The sequence below is a fragment of the Herbiconiux sp. genome (assembly GCF_023264855.1).
Classification (GTDB): domain Bacteria; phylum Actinomycetota; class Actinomycetes; order Actinomycetales; family Microbacteriaceae; genus Herbiconiux.
The window spans coordinates 20307-43477 of record NZ_JAHFUW010000040.1 but is presented as its reverse complement, the minus strand read 5'-3'; the positions used below and the strand labels follow the sequence as shown (position 1 = coordinate 43477).

Annotated in this window: 21 protein-coding genes; 15 read left to right on the top strand and 6 right to left on the bottom strand. The window is 68.6% G+C overall.

The annotated features are described in order from the left end of the window. Positions 1-444 precede the first annotated feature (444 nt). Both Q0D75_RS15365 and Q0D75_RS15360 read left to right on the top strand, forming a co-directional pair. The gene (locus Q0D75_RS15365; protein WP_291055243.1) at positions 445-840 is read left to right on the top strand and encodes a hypothetical protein; all 396 of its coding nucleotides are present in this window, start codon (positions 445-447) and stop codon (positions 838-840) included. Between the two features lie 402 nt (positions 841-1242). After that, complete coding sequence (locus Q0D75_RS15360) at positions 1243-1869, top strand: hypothetical protein (RefSeq protein ID WP_291055240.1); 627 nt, start codon at positions 1243-1245, stop codon at positions 1867-1869. A gap of 107 nt (positions 1870-1976) precedes the next feature. On the opposite strand, the gene Q0D75_RS15355 is transcribed toward Q0D75_RS15360, so the two are convergent. Beyond that, a complete protein-coding gene (locus tag Q0D75_RS15355) occupies positions 1977-2183 on the bottom strand; it encodes a hypothetical protein (protein WP_291055237.1) in 207 nt (68 codons plus the stop codon). Between the two features lie 298 nt (positions 2184-2481). Between Q0D75_RS15355 and Q0D75_RS15350 the strand changes: the two genes are divergently transcribed. After that, positions 2482-4107: a right-handed parallel beta-helix repeat-containing protein gene (locus Q0D75_RS15350; RefSeq protein WP_291055234.1), complete on the top strand. Its 1626-nt coding sequence runs from the start codon at positions 2482-2484 to the stop codon at positions 4105-4107. A 392-nt stretch (positions 4108-4499) separates the two neighbouring features. Here the strand turns inward: Q0D75_RS15350 and Q0D75_RS15345 are convergent, their stop codons facing one another. After that, positions 4500-5117 (bottom strand): hypothetical protein, encoded by a 618-nt coding sequence (locus Q0D75_RS15345; protein ID WP_291055232.1) that lies wholly within the window; start codon positions 5115-5117, stop codon positions 4500-4502. A gap of 403 nt (positions 5118-5520) precedes the next feature. Between Q0D75_RS15345 and Q0D75_RS15340 the strand changes: the two genes are divergently transcribed. The 3 genes from Q0D75_RS15340 to fgd all read left to right on the top strand — a co-directional run bounded on the left by Q0D75_RS15340 (position 5521) and on the right by fgd (position 7271). Further along, positions 5521-5694 carry a multidrug transporter gene (locus tag Q0D75_RS15340; protein WP_291055229.1) on the top strand — a complete coding sequence of 58 codons (174 nt, stop codon included), beginning with the start codon at positions 5521-5523 and terminating at the stop codon, positions 5692-5694. Positions 5695-5857: 163 nt separating this feature from the next. Continuing rightward, on the top strand, positions 5858-6205 hold the full coding sequence (locus tag Q0D75_RS15335; RefSeq protein ID WP_291055227.1) for a hypothetical protein: 348 nt from the start codon (positions 5858-5860) through the stop codon (positions 6203-6205). A 52-nt stretch (positions 6206-6257) separates the two neighbouring features. After that, positions 6258-7271 (top strand): glucose-6-phosphate dehydrogenase (coenzyme-F420), encoded by a 1014-nt coding sequence (fgd, locus tag Q0D75_RS15330; RefSeq protein ID WP_291055224.1) that lies wholly within the window; start codon positions 6258-6260, stop codon positions 7269-7271. A gap of 187 nt (positions 7272-7458) precedes the next feature. On the opposite strand, the gene Q0D75_RS15325 is transcribed toward fgd, so the two are convergent. Together Q0D75_RS15325 and Q0D75_RS15320 are read right to left on the bottom strand one after the other, a co-directional pair. Then, a complete protein-coding gene (locus Q0D75_RS15325; RefSeq protein ID WP_291055221.1) occupies positions 7459-8097 on the bottom strand; it encodes a flavin reductase family protein in 639 nt (212 codons plus the stop codon). Beyond that, positions 8090-10498, bottom strand: a complete 2409-nt coding sequence (locus tag Q0D75_RS15320) for an Ig-like domain-containing protein (RefSeq protein WP_291055218.1) — start codon at positions 10496-10498, stop codon at positions 8090-8092. The genes Q0D75_RS15325 and Q0D75_RS15320 overlap by 8 nt, the downstream gene beginning before the upstream one ends. 334 nt (positions 10499-10832) lie before the next feature. Between Q0D75_RS15320 and Q0D75_RS15315 the strand changes: the two genes are divergently transcribed. The 5 genes from Q0D75_RS15315 to Q0D75_RS15295 are packed head-to-tail and all read left to right on the top strand — an operon-like array spanning position 10833 to position 16941. Beyond that, positions 10833-11555: a helix-turn-helix domain-containing protein gene (locus tag Q0D75_RS15315; RefSeq protein ID WP_291055215.1), complete on the top strand. Its 723-nt coding sequence runs from the start codon at positions 10833-10835 to the stop codon at positions 11553-11555. Then, the gene (locus Q0D75_RS15310; RefSeq protein ID WP_291055212.1) at positions 11539-12807 is read left to right on the top strand and encodes an MFS transporter; all 1269 of its coding nucleotides are present in this window, start codon (positions 11539-11541) and stop codon (positions 12805-12807) included. The genes Q0D75_RS15315 and Q0D75_RS15310 overlap by 17 nt, the downstream gene beginning before the upstream one ends. Next, positions 12804-14114, top strand: coding sequence for an alanine racemase (locus Q0D75_RS15305; protein WP_291055208.1), 1311 nt, complete (start codon positions 12804-12806; stop codon positions 14112-14114). Before Q0D75_RS15310 ends, Q0D75_RS15305 begins: the two co-directional genes overlap by 4 nt. Next, entirely contained in the window at positions 14111-15424 is a 1314-nt protein-coding gene (locus Q0D75_RS15300; RefSeq protein ID WP_291055205.1) for a D-arabinono-1,4-lactone oxidase, read from the top strand. Before Q0D75_RS15305 ends, Q0D75_RS15300 begins: the two co-directional genes overlap by 4 nt. Continuing rightward, on the top strand, positions 15424-16941 hold the full coding sequence (locus Q0D75_RS15295) for a family 1 glycosylhydrolase (RefSeq protein WP_291055202.1): 1518 nt from the start codon (positions 15424-15426) through the stop codon (positions 16939-16941). The genes Q0D75_RS15300 and Q0D75_RS15295 overlap by 1 nt, the downstream gene beginning before the upstream one ends. Before the next feature lie 28 nt (positions 16942-16969). On the opposite strand, the gene Q0D75_RS15290 is transcribed toward Q0D75_RS15295, so the two are convergent. Then, the gene (locus Q0D75_RS15290) at positions 16970-17707 is read right to left on the bottom strand and encodes a TetR/AcrR family transcriptional regulator (protein ID WP_291055199.1); all 738 of its coding nucleotides are present in this window, start codon (positions 17705-17707) and stop codon (positions 16970-16972) included. A gap of 98 nt (positions 17708-17805) precedes the next feature. On the opposite strand from Q0D75_RS15290, the gene Q0D75_RS15285 reads away from it, so the two are divergent. The 3 genes from Q0D75_RS15285 to Q0D75_RS15275 are packed head-to-tail and all read left to right on the top strand — an operon-like array spanning position 17806 to position 20369. Further along, positions 17806-18864, top strand: coding sequence for a medium chain dehydrogenase/reductase family protein (locus Q0D75_RS15285; protein ID WP_291055196.1), 1059 nt, complete (start codon positions 17806-17808; stop codon positions 18862-18864). A gap of 51 nt (positions 18865-18915) precedes the next feature. Continuing rightward, positions 18916-19482, top strand: coding sequence for a LemA family protein (locus Q0D75_RS15280; RefSeq protein ID WP_291055193.1), 567 nt, complete (start codon positions 18916-18918; stop codon positions 19480-19482). 14 nt (positions 19483-19496) lie between these two features. Further along, complete coding sequence (locus Q0D75_RS15275) at positions 19497-20369, top strand: M48 family metallopeptidase (RefSeq protein ID WP_291055190.1); 873 nt, start codon at positions 19497-19499, stop codon at positions 20367-20369. A gap of 233 nt (positions 20370-20602) precedes the next feature. Here Q0D75_RS15275 and Q0D75_RS15270 read toward each other — a convergent pair whose 3' ends face one another. Beyond that, entirely contained in the window at positions 20603-21796 is a 1194-nt protein-coding gene (locus Q0D75_RS15270) for a crosslink repair DNA glycosylase YcaQ family protein (protein ID WP_291055187.1), read from the bottom strand. Between the two features lie 209 nt (positions 21797-22005). Between Q0D75_RS15270 and Q0D75_RS15265 the strand changes: the two genes are divergently transcribed. Continuing rightward, entirely contained in the window at positions 22006-23151 is a 1146-nt protein-coding gene (locus Q0D75_RS15265; protein ID WP_291055253.1) for an ABC transporter substrate-binding protein, read from the top strand. The last annotated feature ends 20 nt before the right edge of the window (positions 23152-23171 follow it).

Here is a 23171-nt window from a genome sequence, read left to right as displayed (position 1 = left end):
TTCGCCTCATCACGGACAACGTTGCTGAGGAGGTGGCTGTGGAACTACCCCTCACGTTGACTGCGTAGCCAAGCTCATTCTCGAAGAATGTTCGTTACACCACTCCACGGGACTTGACCGCCCGCGCAAGCGCGACTAGCTCAAAAAACACCACCTCCGTCGGAAGGGAGAGCTCTGTTTAAAATTAGTTGAGCAACCGTCAACTGATCCAATCTCGGCGAGCTTTGGAATTCAGCCGCACCCACAATTCACCCACAAGCCATGCGAATTAGACCTGATTCAGCCTGACTGCAGTGATCCAAAAAGCCTGAAATCAGGGGCGTCTCGTGCTTTTGGCCCGGCGTCTAAGGTGTTGAAACATGCTTCGAGTCCCAGTGGGGGTACGTCTTTCGCGTCGCGCAGATCCGCTTATTTCCGCGGATGTAGGGAGATCGGAGCAATTTCTTGCTCGCTTGCTGGACACGGACCGGCGACTCGGCCGGCCCCAACCTCGCCCCGGCCGACATCGCCGAGGTCGAAGACAGCATGACGTACATCGACACCACCACCGTCCCCGAGATCTGGTTCAAGACCCAGCAGGCCCTCCGCACCGGCGTGCAGGCGCTCGTGGTCCTCGTCCCGATCGTCAATGTCGCCGCGGCGATCATCCTGCAGACCCTGAAGGAGCAGGCCGACTTCGTCATCCCTGACTGGACTTTCGTGGTCCTCAACGGGATCGTCGTGGCCACCGCGCTGCTGATGCGGCTCGTCGCTCGGCTGATGGCCAACCCGGTGCTGAACGCGTGGCTGACGAAGATCGGCCTCGGCTACGTGCCGAGGCGTGCCGTCACCGGTTTGTGACGGCCGCCCACGCAAGACCCACAGCCAGCGCTGCGCAAACCACCAGGAGTAGACCTACTCCGATGCGCTGCAGCTTCTCGACCCGAGCGTCAGGGTAGTAGCGGGTGTGGCGTCGCTTCCGGCGACGAATCGACGTCGACGGCATGAATGAGACTGTACGTCTCGTTTCCTAACCACGGGTTACGAGCGCGTTACAAAATAATCGAGCCCCGGCTTCATCATCGCCGGACTGGTCGGCATCTTTCAGCTCACGGGTCCTGTCCCCAAACGTACCCGCCAAGGGCGACGCCGCTTGACGATCAAGCAACTGAGCCCCCTGCTCGGTCCTCACGGGTCGGCCGGGGGCTCATTTTTGGTAGATCGGTACCCTGCCGGGCCCCCTGTGTGTTTGTTGGCGCTAGCGTGATCCTCGTGCAGATCATTCATGCTGCCCGTGCGGCCATCCTCGAACACAACTGGACGGCCGCATTGGTTCTCGCGATGGCGATTCCGGACATTTGCAGTTCCATCGACGCCACGAACGGTAAGACGGATGGCAGGAAGTACGCGGCATGGTGGAACCAATGGGTCGGGCCCATCTACCGTTATGGCGGCGCTGACTTTCTGAGCGGAGACGACGTCTACGCGTTGCGCTGCTCGATGCTGCACAATGGCACAGTCGACATCACAAGCCAAAGGGCCCGAGACACGCTAGACAGCTTCCAATTCAATCCGCCCCCACCTAACGGTAGCTCGGCACATTGCAACCTCGTCGACTCGCAACTTCAGTTGCAGGTCGACCTGTACGTCGAGGACGTCTGTAGAGCAGCAGATTTGTGGGAGTGGAACACTCGAAACGACCGTCGGAAGGCGAAGCGACTTCGAGACCTACTGGACATCAGACCGTTCGCCGGCTTAGGGGTACCTGAGGCGGATCAGGCTCAGCGCCATCCGCCCACCCCTACTGCGGCCACCTTCATGCTCCCGTTGGGGCCAGACGGTCACCTCGTTCCACGGGTCACTTACACGCCGCCCAGGGCCAGCGACTGATACGCGCTGCTCTGGCTGCGAGACATACTATCGACGTGCATCTTCCAGCTACGATCTGATGTCGGACCGGGGTCGCTTCGCAGCGTCCCCTGTCGATTACATCGCTGTCACTGCCCGGCGAGGATGTCCGTAGCGCGGGCACGCACCCTCGCCGCTAGACCGGGGTTGTGCTGCTCGAGCTCCAGTTCGGCCTGCGCGATCGGTGCACCGTTGTCGCGCACACGGTTCGCTAGATCCTGGGCCTCGGCTTCGATCATCTCTTCCGTGAAGATGTCGTTGCGGTTCATGGCCTCGAACGCGTCGCTGAAGCTCATCAGTCTCCTCATGTTAGTGAAGCGAGCATAGCGACTGAAGTCGTCTTGCACGCGATTGAAAACGTCCTGACGCGCCCACGGCCAGTTTCGCTGACGGCTGACGCGTTCGGCGCCGAGCTGCACCCAGGCGATACGCCAGCCAAGCCCGCCTCGGTCCAGGCGTTCGCTCAGATCGTGAGCATTTGGGAGCGGCGGCAATTTTGCCTCTCGCAATGGTGAGCCCTACGCGTGTAGATTGCAACCGTCAGCGGAGGGGTCGCTGCTCGAATCAGGTCGATTTCTAGCGGGGGAAAAGTATATGCCGAATTGGGTTGCTACAGAGCACGGCGTCGTAGCGAATACCACATCCGCAAATCCGCAACAGGTCGCGCTCAACACGGCCGCTCTCAATTTGTCCGACGCAGGTGGTGGAAATCTGATCATCCTGACCGGCCAGCGAATTGTGACAACGGGGGCGTACGTGGGTGCAGACAACGTGACGCTTGTCATCGAGCACGGTGGGGCGCTAGCCAAGGAGAGCACGAGCTCCTCCAATCTGATCTTCTTCGATGGGTGTCGGAACACTCACGTGACCGGCGGCGGAACACTCGACGCCGGGCCGGCGGCAGGAAACACGGAGAGATCGAACCGGATCAGAATAAGAAACTCCCAAAATGTGTCGGTAACCGGAATGACCATCATCAACGGTGCGAGGTCTGTGCAGATTCAGTCGGGATCAGCCGTCGATACTTCGCCTCGCGGCATATCGAGCGACATCACGATTTCCCACAACCACTTCGCGGGCTCGCATCGCAATGTTGCGATTGAAGTAGCCCGGAACGATTCCACAAGTGAAGGAAGCGACCTCGGATCAGAGAACGTCTCTTGCGATGGGAACACGTTTGACGAGATCGAGCGCTATTCGGCGGATACCCCTCCGTGGACGGCGATCTACTACTCGGGTGTCACCGGTGGAACCGTTCGAGACAATGTCGTCCTGCAGTCGGATGACACTGCGGTGATGATCGCCGGCGGATGTGTAGGCGTCGTCGTGTCGGGCACGAGAGCCACCACGAACCAGGTTTGTATCTACCTCGGTGCGTCGCGTTCCTGCAGCGTGATCGACAACCCGCGGCTGCAGTCTCTCAACGACATCGGAATCGCCGTGCACGCACGCCCCGACGCTGTGGCTAGTGGCGGATACACCGTCGGAAACCATATCGTCTCGGGGAACCACATCGTCGGCACCGACCGAAACGGCATCAGCGTCGAGGGCGTCTCTGACGTCCTGGTGATCGGAAACAAGATCCGGAATCCCGCTGGCGGTATCGTCCGAACGACCGTCGTTGGGACCACCGCGACGTTCGTCTACTCGGGCTCGGTTCCCTACACGTTCGTCAATCTCGGCCCGGGAAGCATCAGGGTGGGTGACGCTTCGATAACGCCCACAAGCGGGGGAACGGAAGTAGAGAAGGACGAGCCCTACACGTATCACCCTCAGACGGGTACCGGAACGACTTCGGACCCATATGTGCCGGGCACGCCGGCCTACGCAGTCAGTACGTCGGGACAGCCCGCAACCGTGAGGAGAACCCTTCCTGATGTGTATAGAGCCGCAATTCTCGTTCAGCCCAACACGGTGGGTGCGGCGACTATTCGGCCCGACAATGTGTCGCTGATCGGCAACCTTGTCACTCTCGGAGCCTCAGACGGAGGTTCTTCTGGCGTTATCGGCATCAAGACAAGTGGTGCGCTGAAGAACTTCACCTGTGTGGGTAACAACATCGACTCGGCAATCACCAACCAGTACAGCTTCTCGACGGCGTTCGGACAAGGTGCTGATGTGCAGGTTGCTGGGCGAACCGACGGCAAGCTGTATGTAGCGTCGGGCGGGACCAACGGGTTTTTCCCCGTCCTCCTTGGCGCCGCCGCCACACCGTCCTAGCGGCAGCTTCGTCCGGACGGGTGGAACATCAGCGCTACTGGAACTAAACGCGTGGCTCGGCCTTCATTGGGCAAGTCTCCCGACGAGGTAGGGGCTTCGCTAGCCGAGTGAGCATCCTCACCTCCGCCCCGATCACGATCTGAGACCTGTGACGTGAGGCGGGCGAGTCACTAGACTCCCGGCCTTTGAACCGCCGGGAGGAATGCGGTCCCGGGACCCGCTCTTCATCGCGAGCCTCGGACAGGTCCGTGTTTTGGACACACCTCGAAAGGTCATAGCCGCGCGCAACTACTCAAGTGCATCTCTTGCGCCCCGTGATCACGCGGATGTTGGGACTCACGCGTCATCTAGCGGGCCGGACTAGCTTTCGAGTCCCAGTAGTGATACCGGCTTCACCATCCCGGCCCGGGTCCGATCGGTACTCCTTCGCTATGGCTGTGCGAGGTGGTGTACCCCGCCTTGGAGTAGGCGACAGCGAAGTAGATCTGGTGGCCGACGTCATCCTCGGTGGCAGTGTAGGAGATCCCATGAGCGCCGGGGATGGGCTGCAGGTCACGAAGCCAGGTGAACTCGAGGTGATCCGGCTCGGGGACGGACTGCGTCGAACGTGCTGACCCTTTGAGCACGGAACCAGGGCGCCGGGGATAGGGATCGTTAGAGATGTACGGCCGGTAGTTGTCGACCAGTGGGGGGTCGGCGACTTCTTGCTCGTGGAAGACTTCGATGTAGTCACCGGTGTTCCGGAACGGCGCATCCGCTTTCAGAGAGAAAGCGAAGTACCCGCTGGTCTGCTTCTGTTCGTATTCGTCGGTGTAGGCGTAGTCGACGGCGACGCGAGCTTCCGCTCCGGGAGGCAAGGGGCTGGAGCTGGTGAATGTGGAGCCGCTCACGGCGAGCGGAAAGCTGCCCACTGACCGCAAGCCGACGACCTCGAACCCGACGGCGGTGTCGTTGCGGACGTAGCCCAGGACATTGTCGGCCGCGATGTCGGCATCGTTCTTGATGATCATCAGCCCTGACACCACAGTGCTGTTGATGGGCGGTGGTCTCACAACGGTGAAGGTCAGATCTCGGGGCGTCGGTGCTGGCTCACTTGCGGCCGCGAGTGGTAGACCGACTGTGGCGCGCACCACGGGCTTCACCCACGCTGTGGCTTCTTGCGGGGCGGAAGCCAGCACGGCCGCGCCAGTGGCTGCCGTTGACACCCCAGCGATGAGTAGGGCTCGTCGACCGACACCGTCTGGCTTTTCGTCTTCGCTCACAACATCCCCCCGGAAGTTCCTCACCTCATCATACGTCGGAGAGTCCGGTGCCTCGGCGTGGAGATCTCCGCTGCTGCTGCGGGTGCGACGACACACGGAGCGCACGGCGCGGCGGGTGCGCGGGACGGCGCGGGGGAGTTGACTGGGCGACATGACCAGTTCTGCCGACAAGCGCGAAGATCAGCTCACCGCCGCCCCGAAATCCACCGAAGCGGATGCCGCGCCGCGCATCGACGTGACCGAGACCTCGAACGGTGTCACGCGCATCGACGTGCGCGACGACGCCGAAGTGCGGCCCGGCAAGCCCGACGTCCCCGGAGCTTGATCGTTCGGAGCAGGGGTGGGGAATCCGCAGGAAGTGAGTACATTCGGTAGTGCGGGCATCCCGAGCGCACCGTAGCGTGAGAGATCGACCGGCAGTCCGCCGGCCCGCAGAGCACCAAGGCGATTCCCTGCCGCCGGGGGATCGGCCCGTCCGGGAGGCGCCGATGCCGCAGGGGCGCGTGACGACCGTCGGGCTGTTCGATGCCGACGCCGACGTGCTGGCAGCCAAATCCGAGGCGCTGCGGGCGGTCCCGGAGCTCGAACTGCAGATCGCGGCGGCCTCGCTCGGCCAGATGCTCACCAGCCCGGCCTTCCCCACCGATGTGGTGATCATCCAGCAGCGGTCGGGGGAGCGGGTCTCGATCAATTACAAGATCCGGGTCTGCCGGCTGGCGGATGCCGCCGTGATCGTGATCGCCGACGGCCTCGCCGGGCCCTTGGCCGACGACGTCGGGCTGCTGATGACCCCGGTGCAGAGTTTCGACGAGGCGGTGGCGCTCATCCGCGCCTGACCGCACGCAAATAGACTGGGTTCATCGGCACTCCGAGAGACTCGAGGATCACGTGAACCAAGCCCAGCCCATCCGTTTCGGTTACAAGGCCTCGGCCGAGCAGTTCGGCCCCACCGAGCTGCTCGAGTACGGCATCCTGGCCGAGAAGAACGGATTCGACTCGATCTTCGTCTCCGACCACCTGCAGCCGTGGAACCACGAGGGCGGGCACGCTCCGGCGGCGATGCCGTGGCTCGGCGCACTCGGTGCCAGCACCGAGCGCATCATCATGGGCACATCGGTGCTCACCCCGTCGTTCCGGTACCACCCGGGCGTGGTGGCACAGGCGTTCGGCACGCTCGGGTCGATGTTCCCGGGGCGCGTCATCCTGGGCGTCGGATCGGGTGAGGCGCTCAACGAGGTCGCCCTCGGGTTCGAATGGCCCGAGATGAAGGAGCGGTTCGCCCGTCTGAAAGAGGCGATCACGCTGATCGAAAAGCTGTGGAGCGAAGACCGGGTCACCTTCGACGGGCAGTACTTCCACACGCAGGATGCCACCATCTACGACCGCCCCGACACTCCGGTTCCCATCTACATCGGCGCATCCGGGCCCGCCGCCACCCGACTGGCGGGACGGATGGCCTCAGGCTTCATCACCACCTCGGGCAAGGCCCGCGAGCTCTACACCGACACGCTGCTGCCGGCGCTGGCGGAGGGCATCGAGAAGGGCGGCCGCGCCGAGGGCGAGGTCGACACCCTGATGGAGATGAAGGTCTCGTTCGACCATGACCGCGAGCGGGCACTGCAGGACACGCGGTACTGGGCGCCGCTGGCGCTGACCCCCGAGGAGAAGATGACCGTGCACAGCCCGGTCGAGATGCAGCGCCTCGCCGACGAGCTGCCGATCGAACGGGCGGCCTCGCGCTGGATCGTGTCGACCGACCCCGACGAGCACGTGGCGCGCATCAAGGAGTACCTCGACCTCGGGTTCCGGCACCTCGTGTTCCACGGCCCGGGGGCCGACCAGAAGCGCTTCATCGAGCTCTACGGGAACGAGATTTTGCCGCGGTTGCGGGCTGAGCTCTAGGGGGCTGTGCTAGCTGCCGGGGGCGCCGGGCTTCGCTCGTCGCTCCCGGGGCTCGCCGGTCCCTGCCCGGCGAGCCGCGACATGTGAGCGTGCGGTCGACGGACGCGGCCTGCGGTCGCATCCGTCGGCCACACGCTCACCTTGGGTCGTCGAGTACGGCCCGTTGCGTGGTGACTTCGCTGGTGGTTCAGTCGATCTTGGAGTGGGCTCCTAGGCGGTGCCACGTGCGGTTGTGATACACCAAGGGCTCGGCCTCGTCGGCGTCTGCCGCGTGGTCGCCCGCGGGGGGCGCCATCGTCTCCAGGGCCTGCACGGCTACGACGGTGGAGCCGCCGGCCTCCATCTTGTTGACGACACGACCGCGGATCCAGGCATGGGCTGCCGGGAAGTAGGGTTCGCCCGTGGGCAGGCGCGCCCAGATCGAGGTGTCGGCGAAGCGGTCGATGCCGCTGGTGGCACCGAGCTTCGCGATGTCGAGCTGGGCGGCGCCGAGCAGGTGCACCACCACGGTGTCGGCCCGGCGGATGGTGGGGGTGCTGGAGGAGAGCTCCGAGACCGAGAACACCAGCAACGGCGGAGCCACGCTCACCGAGAAGACCGAGGTGGCGGTGAGAGCGACCGGCCCGTCGCCGGCATCCGCGGTGATCACGGCGACACCCGCCGGATGGTTGCGGAACGCGGCCTTGAACTCGTCGGGGGTGACGCCCGGCTCCTCGCTCGGATGCGGGATCAGCGAATGCTCGGCCTCGTGCTCGGCCGGCAGCCGCACGATCCCGGTCTGCTCGTCGTCGGATGCGGCCGCGGCCGGGTTCTGTGCGTCATTCACCCTTCGATCCTACGACCGGCGCGGAGAGGGACTGCCGGTCCGGCGCATCTCCGAACACCTCGAGAACGGGGTCGTCGTCGTCGGCGACGAACCGCATCCAAGCCCACACCGAGAGGCAGATCGCGGCGAAGCCGATCGCGAGCACCACCGGCAGCACGAGCGCGCCCGAGGCGGCCGCCGTGATCAACGACGGCGCGAACAGCATCGCCAGGGCGGTGTAGGAGGCGAGCGCGAGCAGCGCCCAGGTGGCCGGCGAGAAGGCCAGGATGCGGCGACCGGCCGAGCCGGCCACCGGCAGCAGCAGCACGCTGGCACTGCCGAACGACGCGAGCGTCACGACGTTGGTGAACTCGGCGATGGCGGTGCTCCACAGCTCGGGTGAGGCTCCGGATGCGCCGGCCGAGGTGGCAGCGAGGGTGCCGGCCGCCGCACCCCCGGCCAGCCAGGCGAAGGCGCCGAGCACGAGCAGACAGAGCACCTGCAGGGTGGCGACCGTGCCGCGGCCGACCCGTGCCGAGCGCCCGGTGGAGCCGCCGGTGACGCTCAGCCCGGCGACGAGACCGAACACGAGCACCGGATCGAGCTCGGCCAGCCTCGAGATCAGCGCCAGCGCGGCGGCGAGCACCAGCAGCTGCGGGCGGAGGCGCGGCCGGGCGACGACCCCGAACACGCGGCGGGCGAGGGCGGCGGGTACCAGCGTCGCCACCACGTTCACCACGAAGAGAGCGGCGATCACCGCGAGGAAGAGGCGCAGGTAGGCGGGCTGCCCGAGCACGGGGCTGGACAGCGTCACGATCGCCGCGGCGGCCAGGAGAGCCGCGGCCACGCGCAGGGCCGGGCCGATCCGTACGTCGGGCGCCCGGTCGTACTCGACCCGCGAGCGGTTGCGGCCGAGCAGCCGCCCGAGCGCGGCCAGCGGGGTGTGCACTCCGGCCGAGCCGGTGCGGGTGGCGCCCGGGCGAGCGGATGCGGCGACGCTCGCTCCGACCGAGGCGCTCAGCAGCCGGCTCGGCAGGGCGATCAGCGCCAGCGCGAGCACCCCCGCCACCAGGGCGATCCACCACACGGACTGCGCCTGCGCACCGAGAGCAGGCTGCAAGGCGGCGGAGAAGCGCGTCGCGTCGGTCCAGGTGCCGGATCCTGCCGGGGGTGCGGAAGGCGTCGCGGTGCCGCCGTCGTCACCGGGGGCCGACGGGTCGGTGCCACCGCCCTCCGACGAGCCGGGACCGGACCCCGGGGGCGCCGGCGCCGATCCATCGGTCTCTTGAGGGCTCTGCGGGGCGGCCGGGCCGGTTGCGGGTGCGGTCGGCGAGGTGGAACCGGGAGTGTTCGTGGCGGTGGGGGTGGGTGTTCCGGGCGACACAGCCTGGAAGGCGAGCGAGAGCGGACCGCTCTGCACGCTCACATTGCCGGCGGCATCCTGCTGCAGCACCGCGAGGCTGTAGGTTCCGGCGGGCACCGGCGCCGCCGTGCACGACCACGAACCCCCGGCGACCTCGGCCTCGCAGAGCACCTGCGGGCCGGCGAACACCGAGACGGTGGCGTCGTCTTCGCCCGTGCCGCGGAACACGGCGCCGGCCAGCGGCAGCACGGTTCCGGGGGCGGGCGAGAGCAGCACGGGGGCGGCCGGCACGGTGGCGTCGATCTGGATGGCGACGGATGCGCCCTCGGGCGACGAGGCCCCGTCGCTCCACGATGTCGTCTGCGTGGCCGACACCCGGTAGTCGCCGTCGCGGATGCCGGACGGGCCGGAGAGCGGGCACGACCACGCGCCCGATCCGTCGGCCGTTCCGGTGCAGCCGAGATCGCCCGTGCTCGCCGTGACAGCGGCTCCCGGATAGGCCGTGCCCTGCACGACCGCGTTGGTGAGTGCACCGCGCGGCCCGCCGGTCACCACCGGCGCGGTCAGCACGCGCACGGTGATGGTGCTCGAGACGTTCCCGGAGCCGGCCAGCTCGATCACGCGGATGCTCGTCGCGGGCGAGCTCGTCAGCCCGCTCGCGTCGCACGAGTAGCCGCCCGACGCATCCGCGGTGACGATGCAGAGCGGTTCGGAGGAACCGCCGGCCAGGATCTGCAGGGTGCTGCCCGGGGTGGCGGTGCCGGCGACGACCACGCTGCCGTCGATCAGCGCGCCGTCGTCCGGGGAAGAGATGACCGGGGGTTCGGGGGCGGGCGTCGGCACGGGCGTAGGGTCGGGCGTCTCGGGCGGTGCCGCGCTGGGGGGAGCGGAAGTGGGCGCGGCCTCGGAGGGCGCCGGGGTTGTGGGAGCCACATCGGTGGGGGCAGCCGAGGTGGGTGCCGCTTCGGTGGGCGCAGCGGTGTCGTCGGCCGCAGCCGCCTCGCTAGGAGCAGCCGCGGGGAGGACAGCCGTGTCGGACGGCGCCGCCCAGGCGGCCATACCGGCTCCGGCGAGAACGAATCCGCCCGTGAGAACGAGGGCGAGGGCCGTGGTGATCAGCCCCCGGAATCGCCGATCCCCGCCGTCACGAGGTCGCGACGACGTCTGCTCCCACTCTGCACGCGAACCCGACACCTCCGTCTATTCAGCACGACCGCCGGCGATCCGCACCACCCTGCTCCCGGCGTTTCGCATGAAATTCGGAGGTGGGGATGTACAGCCGTGCCCGGCGTGCGGCATACTGACGCAACTGGGTCAACTGACCCACTTCGGCGGCTGGGCGGGCGTGCGAGCGGTGCACGAGCGTGGCCGTGCCACGAGCGAGGAGCAGCACATGGCGCGCATGCCGGTGGCCGAACGCCGCAGCCGCCTGCTCGCCGCCGCCTTCGACGTGATAGCGCGGCACGGTGTCGCCGGGGCGACCACCCGCGCGGTCGTCGAGGCCGCCGGCATGAAGCTCGCCAGCTTCCACTACGCCTTCGCCTCGCGCGAAGAGCTGCTTGCCGAGCTCGTGGCCGAGGTGGTCGACAGCCAGCAGGTGGTGCTCGAGGTGACGAGCGGATCGGGCAGCAGCCTCGAGACCGTGCTCGAACTCGGCCTCCGCAGCTACTTCGCCCAGGTGCGCGCCGATCCGCTGCGCGAGCGCGCGATGTTCGAGCTCACCCAGTACTCCATCCGCACCCCCGGCATGCGCGAGCTCGCCGCCAAGCAGTACGAGCGCTACCGCAGCCTGGCCGCGGAATCGCTGGCCGAGGCCGCCCAGCGCACCGGAGCCGTGTGGCAGAGGCCCCTGCCCGATCTCGCCGCCGACCTGGTGGTGTTCACCGACGGCATCACGCTGGCGTGGCTCGCCGACGGCGACGACGAGCGGGCCGACCGCAGCATCCGCTTCGCCGCCCGAGCGCTCGCCGCCGAAGCCGTGCCGAACACCGACACGGATACGGATACGGATACGGATACCGACACCGGCATCCGCCCACCGACCGCCGAGCACCACGAAAGCCGATCACCCGAAAGCCGATCACCCGAAAGGACTCGCGATGACCACCGAGCGTGACGAAGCCGCCCCGCAGGCCCTCGCCGAACCGGTGCGCCGGGTCGGCGGTGCGTGGATCGCCCTGTTCGGCGCCGGCTGGCTCGGTGTCTGGATGGCGCAGCTCACGCCCGTGCAGCTTCTGCTTCCTCTGCAGGTGGAGCAGCACGTCACCAGCGGCGAGTGGACCGACAGCGTGGTGGCGTTCGGGGTGATCTCGGCCATCGCGGGCGTGTTCGCGCTGGTCACCTTCCCCATCACGGGAGCCCTCTCCGACCGCACCACCTCCCGCTTCGGCCGCCGCCGGCCGTGGATCGCGGCCGGCGCCGTGCTCTTCGCCGTGGCGCTGTTCCTGCTCGGCCTGCAGTCCAGCCTCGCGGGAGTCGGTCTGTGGTGGACCGTCGCCATCATCGGCTTCTGCGTGCTCTCCGCCGCCCTCACCGCGGCCATCTCCGACCAGGTGCCGGTCGACCAGCGCGGCCTCGTCTCGAGCTTCATCTCGGCGCCGCAGGCCGTGGGCCTCATCCTCGGCGTGCTGCTGGCCACCACCCTGTTCACCGGCCAGTTCTTCGGCTACACGGCGATGGCCGTGCTGCTCGTCGTGCTTGTGGCGCCGTTCTGCCTCGTCATGCCGGATGCGCAGCTGGCCCGATCCGATCGTCCGGTGCTCACCGTGCGGGCGATCGTGCAGAGCATGTGGGTCAGCCCACGCGCCCATCCGGACTTCGGCTGGACCCTCACCAGCCGCATCCTGGTGAACATCGGCAACGCGCTCGGCACCACGCTGCTGCTCTACTTCTTGATGTTCGGGCTGCGCGATCCGAACGCCGAAGACGACCTGCTGCTGCTGATCGTCATCTACACGGTCTTCGTGGTGGTGGCCTCGATCGTGGCCGGCGCCCTCTCGGACCGCTTGGGCCGCCGCCGCATCTTCGTGCTCGCCGCCGCCGTGCTGCAGGCCGTGGCGGCTCTGCTGCTGGCCTTCGTGCCCGAGCTCACGGTGACGATGGTGGCGGCCGCCCTGCTCGGGCTGGGTTACGGAACGTTCCTCTCGGTCGACCAGGCACTCGCCACGCAGGTGCTGCCGGATCCCGCCTCCCGCGGCAAAGACCTCGGCATCATGAACATCGCCACGGCCGTGCCGCAGGCGATCGCCCCGCTGCTCGGCGCCGCCGTGGTCAGCTGGCTGGGCGGTTTTCCCGGCCTCTTCCTCCTCTCGGCCCTGTTCGGCTTCGCCGGCGCGGTCGCCGTCTCCCGCGTCAGGAGCGTTCGATGACCCCCACCCCGAAGAAGGCCCCGGCCGTGAAGAAGGCCACGGATGCAGCATCCGCACCGCTGCTGGACCTCGCCGCCGACTCCGTGCACCCGCGCGCCTGGCGCGACGAGCAGCGCTACTGGCGCGGCCTCACGGCGGCGACCGCCGAGCTCGACCCCCCGGTCGCCGTGATCGGCCTCGAAGCGCTCGTGCACAACGCCCGCTCGATGCTGCACCGGGCGGGGGGCGTGCCGATCCGGGTGGCCAGCAAGTCGATCCGGGTGCGGGCGGTTCAGGATGCGGTGCTCGCGCTGCCCGGATACGCCGGCGTTCTCGCCTACACGCTCGCCGAGGCGCTGTGGCTCGCCGAGACCGTCGACGACGTCGTCGTCGGGTACCCGAGCACCGATCGGGCCGCGATCCGCACCCTGGCCGCCGATGAGAAGCTGGCCTCCCGGGTGACGCTGATGATCGACTCGGCCGAGCACCTCGACCTGGTCGACGCGGTCGTGCCGCCGGCGCAGCGGGCGGTCATCCGGGTCGCCCTCGAACTGGATGCGGCCTTCACGGCACCGGGGCTCGGCCGCCTCGGGGTGTTCCGCTCGCCGATCCACACCGTCGAGCAGGCCACCGCGCTGGCCCGCGCCGTCGTCGCCCGGCCGGGCTTCGCGCTGGTGGGGATGATGGCGTACGAGTCGCAGATCGCCGGGGTCGGCAACCGGCCCCGCGGCAACCTGGTCACCGGGTTCGGGCAGGGCCGGGTGATCGACTGGATGCAGGCGCGCTCCGCCGCGGAGCTGCGCGACCGGCGCGGCGCGGTTGTGGCGGCGGTGCGGAAGATCGCCGAGCTCGAGTTCGTGAACGGCGGCGGCACCGGGTCGCTGGAATCGACCGGCGCCGATCCCTCGGTCACCGAGATCGCCGCCGGCAGCGGACTGTTCGGCGGGCACCTGTTCGACACCTACTCGCGCTTCCACCCGGCACCCGCGGCCGCCTTCGCGCTGCCGGTGGTGCGCAAACCCCGGCCCGACATGGCGACCCTGCTCGGCGGCGGCTGGATCGCCTCCGGCCCGCCCGCCCCCGACCGGCTGCCCGAGGTCGTCTGGCCCAGGGGCACCCGGATGCAGGCCCGCGAGATGGCCGGCGAAGTGCAGACACCGCTCTCCGGGCGCGGGGCGGCGGCGCTCGCCGTGGGCGACCGGGTGTGGCTGCGGCACACGAAATCCGGCGAGCTGGCCGAACACGTGAACGAGTTCCAGGTGGTCTCCGACGAGCAGGTGGTGGCCGTCGTGCCGAGCTACCGCGGCGAGGGGAAGGCCTTCCTGTGACGGCGATGAACGGCACCTGGCGCAACTGGGCGCGCACCGAGTCGGTGAAGCCGGTGCGGGTCGAGAGGCCGGTGAGCGTGGCCGCCGTGCAGCGTGCCGTGCGCGGGGCCGCGCGCACGGGCCTCCGGGTGAAGGCGGTCGGGGCCGGCCACAGCTTCACCGGCATCGCCGTGGCCACGGGGGTGCTGCTCGAGCTCGACGACCTCACCGGCATCGCCGAGGTCGACCGCGAGCGCGGCCGCGTCACGCTCTTCGGCGGCACCCGTCTGTTCGACCTGCCCCGGTTGCTGCGCCCGCACGGGCTCGCCCTGGCGAACATGGGCGACATCGACCAGCAGTCGATCAGCGGCGCGATCTCCACCGGAACGCACGGCACCGGCCGCGACCTCGGCGGCATCGCCACGCAGGTGGTGGGTCTCACGCTGGTCACCGCCGACGGCGAGCTGCTGCACATCTCGGAGACGTCGAACCCCGAGCTGCTGCCGGCCGCCGCGGTGGGGCTCGGCGCCCTCGGCATCATCGTGGAGGTCACCCTCCAGTGCGTTCCCGCCTTCGTGCTCGAGGCGGTGGAGCGCCCGTATCCGCTCGACGAGGTCATCACCGGCCTCGACGCGCACGTCGCCGGCACCGATCACTTCGAGTTCTACTGGTTCCCGGGCACGCGCACGGCCGTCACCAAGGCGAACACCCGGCAGCCGGCATCCGTCGCCACCCGGCCGCTCTCGCCCTGGAGCTCGTTCGTCGACGACACCCTGCTGGCCAACGGGGTGTTCCGCGCCACCTGTGCGGCCGGGCGCATGGTGCCCGCGATCGTGCCGGGCGTGAACGCGCTCGCCGAGCGGCTCTGGGGCGACCGCTCGTTCTCGGACGCCTCGCACCGCGTTTTCGCCACCAAGCGCACGGTACGCTTCCGGGAGATGGAGTACGCGGTTCCCGCGGCCGACGTGCCCGAGGTGCTGCGGGCGATCGACGAACTGATCCGCTCGCGCGGCTGGAAGATCTCGTTCCCGATCGAGGTGCGGTTCGCACCGGCCGACGACCTCTGGCTCTCGACCGCCTCCGGGCGCGACAGCGGCTACGTGGCCGTGCACCGGTACTTCCGCGAGAACCACACCGAGTACTTCGAAGCTGTCGAGGAGATCATGATCGAGCACGCCGGCCGTCCGCACTGGGGCAAGCTGCACACCCGCGATGCGGCGGCGCTGGCGGCGCTGTATCCGCAGCACGGTTCGTTCGTGCAGCTGCGAGACCGGCTCGACCCCACGCGGATGTTCTCCAACGCGTACCTCGACCGCGTGCTGGGAGCGTGATGGCCCCCTCCGGATCGTCGAAGGGCGCGGGCGGATCGGGCGACCGCTCCCGAGACTCCCGCCGCATCTCCACCGCCTCCGCCGTACCTCCGGAGGAGCGGCGCGAGCGCGCTCGCGACCTGGCCGGCCGCCTGCCCGAGGGCTTCGTGCTCGGGGTGTCGACCAGTGCGTTCCAGATCGAGGGCGGCACGCACGAGGGCGGCCGTGGCGAGTCGGTGTGGGATGCCTTCAGCGCCCAGCCGGGCCGCATCCTGGACGGGTCGACGGCCGATCGCGCCACGGATCACCTGCACCGGATGCCCGAAGACGTCGGCCTGATGCGTGAGCTCGGCATCGACTCCTACCGCTTCTCGTTCTCCTGGCCACGCCTGCAGCCGGAGGGCAAGGGATCGCTCCGCACGGCGGGCGTCGACTTCTACGAGCGGTTGCTCGACCAGCTGGAGCAGGCGGGCATCGGCTCGATGGCCACCATCTTCCACTGGGACACGCCCACCGAGCTGGCCGGCGGCTGGTTCAACCGCGACACCGCGCTGCGCTTCGGCGACCTCGCGTTCCAGCTGGGGGAGCGGTTCGGCCCGCGCATCGACCGCTGGGTCACCATCAACGAGCCCGCCACCGTCACCCTCGAGGGCTACGCGCTCGGCGTGCATGCGCCCGGCTCGACACGGCTGTTCAACGCGCTCCCGACTGCCCACCACCAGCTGCTCGGGCACGGCCTCGCCGTGCAGGCCCTTCGCGCCGCCGACGTCACCGGCGAGATCGGCATCGTCAACGTGCACAGCCCCGTGCTGCCGGCCACCGATGCCGAGCCCGACGTGGTGTTCGCCGAGCTGTTCGACGTGCTGCACAACCGCGTCTTCGCCGACCCGGTGCTGCTCGGGCACTACCCCACGCCTCCCGAGGGCTTCGAGGCGCTCTTCACGGCGCTCGCCGAGGTCGACCCCGCCGACCTGGCGCTCATCGCGGCGCCGCTGGACTTCTACGGCCTCAACTTCTACATGCCCACCCGCATCGCCGCCGGTTCCGGCCCGTCCGAGACCCCGGACGGCGGCTCCACCGCGATGTCGTCGCTCCCGTTCCACCTGGCGCCGTGGCCGGAATTCCCCACCACCGGCTTCGGCTGGCCGATCGCACCGGAGTTCCTCGCGGTCGCCCTCGACGAACTCGCCACCCGCTACGGCACCCTGCTGCCCCCGGTCCACCTCACCGAGAACGGCGCCTCGTTCCCGGATGCCGTCGAGCTCGACCCCGAGAACGGCACCCCCCGCGTGCACGACGGCTCCCGCATCGACTACCTGGCCGGCCACCTCGACGCGGCCCTGAACGCCGTCACCGGCGGGGGCGCAGCATCCGGAATCGACCTGCGCGGCTACTACGTGTGGTCGCTCCTCGACAACTTCGAGTGGGCTGCCGGCTACACCCAGCGCTTCGGCCTCGTCCACGTCGACTTCGACGACTTCACCCGAACCCCCAAAGACAGCTACCACTGGCTCCGCTTCCTCACCCTGTCCCGGTGAGGAGGCCTTCGGGCGGTTGAGCGGGGGTTCAGTCGGTGGCGGGTTCCGGTGCTGCCCGTGGCAGCTCTCGGGCCTGCTGGTGGATCGTGGCCACCTCGGATTCGAAGAGCATCTCCGCGCCGATGCCGGTGGCCGCGAGGTGCCCACCCACCTCCAGGCTGATGATCCCGTGCAGTCTGGTCCAGGTGAGGAAGGCCAGCGCCAGCACCTCGGTCGAGAACCGGCTGAGACCGCTGCGCTGCGCCCAGGCCCGGAACGACTCTTCCCTCGCGACTGGGGCGTGCGACGGACGCGGCTCGGTCTGCCGGGCGTTGCCGCCCGTCACCGCGGCGAGGGCGTCGACGAGCACGGCCATGCTCCTGGACGCGGCCGGGATGGTGCGGTCTGCGGCGAAGCCCTCACCCGACCCGGCTCTGCTCTGGAAGATCAGCTGATAGGCCTGGGGGTTCCGAAGCGCCCAGGTGCGGGTGCCATGCAGGACCTCGTCGAGGTGCCTGTCGGCGGACACATCCTCCCGCTCGAGCTCGACGAGCGAGTCGGCGAGTTCGTTGTAGGCATCGACCACGAGGTCGGCCACGAGCGCGTCGCGGTTGGCGAAATAGCGATAGAGAGCAGCAGGCGACATCGACATCTGCCGCACGATGCCGCTCAGGGACACCGCATCCGGCCCCCCTTCCCTGATCTGCTCCCTGGCGAGCTGTTTGATCTCCCGGACGGTCTGGATGCGCCGTTCCTCGCGTCTGGTCGGCTTGACCGGTGCGCTCATCGTGAATTCCCTCCCGTCGTCGATTGACAGAGTAACACCCCTTCACTAATGTGAATGCCACTAACTAAGCAACGTTCTGTTGCAGAAATGAGGTCATGATGACCACGACCACCCGCGTCGTCCTGCCGGGACTCGTCGAACCGTCCGGGCTCCAGATCGTCTCGGAGCCCGCTCCCGCGCCCCGCTCGGGGCAGCTTCTGGTGCAGGTCGAAGCCACCGGGATCGCCTTCGCCGAACAGGCCATGCGCCGGGGCCGGTATTTCGGGCAGCCGGAGTTCCCCTTCACGCCCGGCTACGACCTCGTCGGCCGCGTGCTCGCGATCGGGTCGGGCGGCGATCCGCAGCTGATCGGTCAGCGGGTCGCGACGATGACCAAGACGGGAGCGTGGGCCACCCACGCCGTCGTCGAAGCCCGGGACTGCGTCGTGGTGCCCGCCGGCATCCCTCCCGAAGAGGCGGAGACGGTCGTCGTGAACGGGGTCACCGCCTGGCAGATGCTGCATCGCGCCGCGAAGGTGAAGCCCGGAGGAACCGTTCTCGTCTTCGGCGCGAACGGCGGTGTCGGCGGCATCCTGATCCAGCTCGCGCAGCATCACGGCGTCACAGTGATCGGCGCCGCCTCCCCGCGCCACCACGCAGCCCTGCGTGAGGCCGGCGTCATCCCGGTGGACTACGCCGACCCGAACCTCTCTGCCGCCGTTCGCCGGGAAGCGCCCGCCGGCGTGGACGCGGTCTTCGACAACATCGGGGGAGACAACGCCAAGACGTCCTTCGCTCTTCTGAAACGCGGTGGCACCCTCGTCACCTATGCCATCCTCGACGCCGTCAGCGGCACGGGCCCTCTCGTCTCGCCCTTCCTGAAAGCCATCGGGCAAGCGCTCGCCTGGAGCGCTCTGCCGAATGGCAGGAAGGCGACCTTCTACGACCTCTGGGCGGGCCACCGGTATCGTCCGGCCCGCTTCCGCCGCCACCTCGAGTCCGACCTGGGCCAGGTGTTCGAACTCCTGCGCGCCGGCACCATCACGGCCAACATCGCCGCGCGATTCCCGCTCACCGAGGCGGCTGCCGCTCTCGAGCTGGCGGAGTCGCGCACGCTCAACGGCAAAGTGATCCTGCTCCCCGGAGTATCGGCCCGTTCCGGTGCCCACAGCCTGTGAGAGTGCCTCACCACCCCTGACCGCGGCCTGCACCCCCGATATACTTCCCCCATGGAATGGCTGATCCCGGTAATCATCGTCGTCGTGATCGTTGCGATCATCGGCATCTACCTCTGGGCGACCTACAACTCGCTCGTCTCGCTGAAGGTGCGGGTCGACGAGGCCTGGAGCGACATCACGGTGCAGCTCAAGCGGCGTGCCGATCTGCTGCCCAACCTGATCGAATCGGTCAAGGGCTACGCGGCGCACGAGAAGTCCGTGTTCGAGAACGTCACCCAGGCTCGCGCCGAGACGCTCTCCGCGCAGGGCCCGGCCGAGGCATCCGTGGCCGAGAACCACATGCAGACCGCTCTGAAGAGCATCTTCGCCGTGGCCGAGGCGTACCCGCAGCTCCAAGCGAGCCAGAACTTCCTGCAGCTGCAGGCCGAGATCGTCGACACCGAAGACAAAGTGCAGGCCTCGCGCCGCTTCTACAACGGCGGCGTTCGCGAGCTGAACACGAAGATCCAGCAGTTCCCCAACAACGTCTTCGCCCGTCGTCTCGGGTTCACCGAGCGCGAGTTCTTCGAGGTCTCCGACCTCGCCGCGATCGCGGAGCCCCCGCGCGTGCAGTTCTAGCCTGACAGCGGTACATGTACTCAGCGATAGCCAAGAACAAGCGCAATACCGTCGTCATCATCCTGCTGTTCCTGCTGATCATCGGCGGGCTCGGCTGGCTGGCCAGCTACATCTACGGCAACCTCTCGATCGTGATCATCACGGTCGTGGTGTCGCTCGGCTACGCCCTCATCCAGTACTTCGCGGCCAGCGGGCAGGCGCTCGTGATGAGCGGGGCCCGCGAGATCCAGAAGCGCGACAACCCGCGGCTCTGGCGGGTGGTCGAGAACCTGTCGATCACCACGGGCACGCCGATGCCCAAGGTGTACATCATCGACGACCCGGCGCCCAACGCGTTCGCCACCGGTCGCGATCCACAGCACGCCGTCGTGGCCGCCACGACCGGCCTGCTCGACATCATGGACGACGCCGAACTCGAGGGCGTGATGGCCCACGAGATCGGTCACGTGCGCAACTACGACATCCGGGTCTCGATGATCGTGTTCGGGCTCGTGGTGGCGGTGGGATTCATCGCCGACATGTTCCTGCGCATGGCGTTCTTCGGCCGGAACAACAACAACAGCAACCCGATCGTCATGGTGTTCGGCCTGGTCGCCATCATCATCGCGCCGCTGATCGCCACCGTCGTGCAGCTCGCCGTGTCCCGCCAGCGCGAATACCTGGCGGATGCGACGGGTGCACTCACCACGCGGCATCCGGATGCCCTGGCCAGTGCCTTGGAGAAGCTCGCCGCCTACGGCCGCCCCATGCAGCGCCAGTCCACCTCGATGGCCCACATGTGGATCGCCGACCCCTCCAAGCCCGGTGTGATGGCGCGTCTCTTCGCCACACACCCGCCTATCCCGGATCGTGTGGCGCGCCTCCACCAAATGGGCGGGCAGTTCTAGCTGGGATGCTAGCTGCCGGTCGCGCCGGGCTTTGCTCGGCGTGACCGGGCTGCGCCGGTCCCTGCCCGGCGCAGCGCGACATGTGGGGGCGCGGTCGAACGGCCCGGCCTGCGGTCGGGCCGTTCGGCCACACCCCCACCTTGGGTAAACGAGTACGGCCTGAGACTTCGGGCCCTCCACCACCGTCGGGGCACGTTTACGGATGTGCGGTCTCACGGGCGGGATGTGCGGTGTCAGGCGCGGGCTAGTTCGGCTCGGAGGGCGGGGGCTAGGGTGCCTCGGTCGGCGACGACAATGTCGCCGGGGAGGTTCTGCCAGAGCGCGGATCGGCGGATGAGGGCCGCGATGCGGGGGATGTCGTCGGGGAGGAGGCCGGGCTCCGCCCAGGCGGACTGCACTCGGAGCACTCCGGACTGGCGGTCGCTCTTGAGGTCGATGCGGGCCGGCAGGCGGTCGTCGATGAGCACCGGGAGCACGTAGTAGCCGTAGACGCGCTTCGGCGCGGGGGTGTAGATCTCGATGCGGTAATGGAAGTCGAACAGGCGCAGAGCCCGCTCGCGCTCCCAGACCACGGGGTCGAAGGGGGAGAGCAGGGCGGAGGCCTCGATGCGGCGGGGCAGGCGCGCATCACGGTGCAGCCAGGCCTTCTTCGTCCAGCCCGGAACGGCGACCGGCAGCAGCTCGCCCGACTCGACGAGTTCGTGGATGGCGGGGAGAGCATCCGTCTGCTTCAACCGGAAGTAGTCGGCCAGATCGCTCGCCGTGCCGATACCGTGGGCGCGCGCCGAGATCGACATCAGCTCGCGCACGGCCTCCGCACGCGGCACCGAGCGGTCGAGCACCGCGGAGGGCAGCACCTGCGCGGGCAGCGCGTAGACGCGCTCGAAGCGCACCCGCCCGGCCGACACCACGTCGCCCTGCCGGAACAGCGTCTCGAGCCCGCGCTTCACATCCGACCAGCCCCACCACGGGCCCTGCCGCTTGTTCGACTCGTGCTCGATCTCGCTCGCGCGCATCGGGCCCTTCGCCGCCAGCTCGTCGAGCAGCCAGGCCAGGGTGGTGGCGTTCGAGGCGCCCCAGGAATCCGGATGCGCCGCGTAGTACTCGCGGTAGTCGTCTTTGCGCCACTGCATCAGCGGCAGCGTCTCGACGGGGAGGAAGGAGGCCTCGTGCGCCCAGTACTCGGTGACCCCGGAGCCGTAGGTGAGCTTGTCGAGCAGCGTCTTGTCGAAGTGCCCCAGCCGGGCGAACACCGGCTGGTAGTGGCTTCGCTCGTAGACGTTCACCGAATCGATCTGCAGCAGGCCCAGGCGGCGCAGCAGCAGATTGAACTGCCGGGTGCCCGGCTCGGCGCCGGAGCGCACCCCGAAGCCCTGGGCGGCCAGGGCGATCCGTCGCGCCAGTGCGGGTGAAATCGTGTCGACCATCGGGTTCGACCTTACCGAGGGCCGCCGACATCGGGGACGGCCGGGCCGTGCACCCCGCATCCGGGGGATACGCCGGAGGTTCACCATCCGGTAACCCGGGCGACGGCGACGGGTCGTCTGGCCGACCTACCGTGCAGGGTGTCGGCACCCGCGGCGCCGAACTGCCCGCTCACAGCGCGGGCGGCCGCGAGCCGGCCCACCCTGGAGGAATCACCGTGCTCACCAAGCGCATCGCCGTGGCCGGCATCGCCGTCGCCGCAGCCCTCGCCCTCGGCCTCACCGGCTGCTCGGCCGACGCCACCGCCGCCGGACCATCCGGAACCGACGTCGACGCGGCCACCGCCACCAGCCTCGACGCGTTCGGCGGACTCGCCGGGCTCGAGGAGGCCGCCAAGGCCGAAGGCTCGCTCAACGTCATCGCGCTGCCGCGCGACTGGGCCAACTACGGCGCCGTGCTCGACGCCTTCGCCGAGAAGTACCCCGAGATCACCATCAACGAAGCCAGCCCCGACGCCTCCAGCGCCGAGGAGATCCAGGCCGCCGACAACCTGGCCGGGCAGGACACCGCCCCCGACGTCTTCGATGTGGGCGCCGCCGTCGCGCTCGCCAACACCGACACGTTCGCCCCCTACCAGGTGGCCACCTGGGCCGACATCCCGGATGCGCTGAAGGAGCAGAGCGGACTCTGGGTGGGCGACTACGGCGGGTACATGGCCGTCGGCTACGACCCCGACGCGGTGCCCGAGCCGAAGAGCCTCGACGACCTGCTGGGCGCCGAGTACAAGGGCAAGGTCGCCATCAACGGCGACCCGACCCAGGCCGGTGCGGCCTTCGCCGCCGTGGGCCTCGCCGCCGTGCAGAACGGTGGATCGGTCGACGACTTCCAGGCCGGCATCGACTTCTTCTCCGAGCTGAACAAGGCCGGGAACTTCGTGAAGATCGACCCGACCCCCGCCACGATCGCGAGCGGTGAGACCCCCGTGGTCTTCGACTGGGACTACCTCAACGTCGGCTATGCGGCGGGCCTCGAGGGCCAGCGCAACTGGGAGGTCACCATCCTCCCCGGCACCGGATACGCCGGCTACTACAACCAGGCCGTGAACGCGGATGCGCCCCACCCGGCCGCCGCGCGCCTGTGGCAGGAGTTCCTCTACAGCGACGACGCCCAGAACCTGTGGCTCGCCGGCGGTGCCCGCCCCGTGCGCGCCGAGGCGATGGCCGAGGCCGACACCATCGACGAGGAGCTGTTCGCCGCCCTGCCGACCGTGCCGGGCGAGACCGTCGTTCCCGACGCCGACCAGGCCGCGGCCGCATCCGCTCTGCTGGGCGAGAAGTGGGCGGCGGCGGTCCAGTAGGGCCGGCCGCACCGCATCCG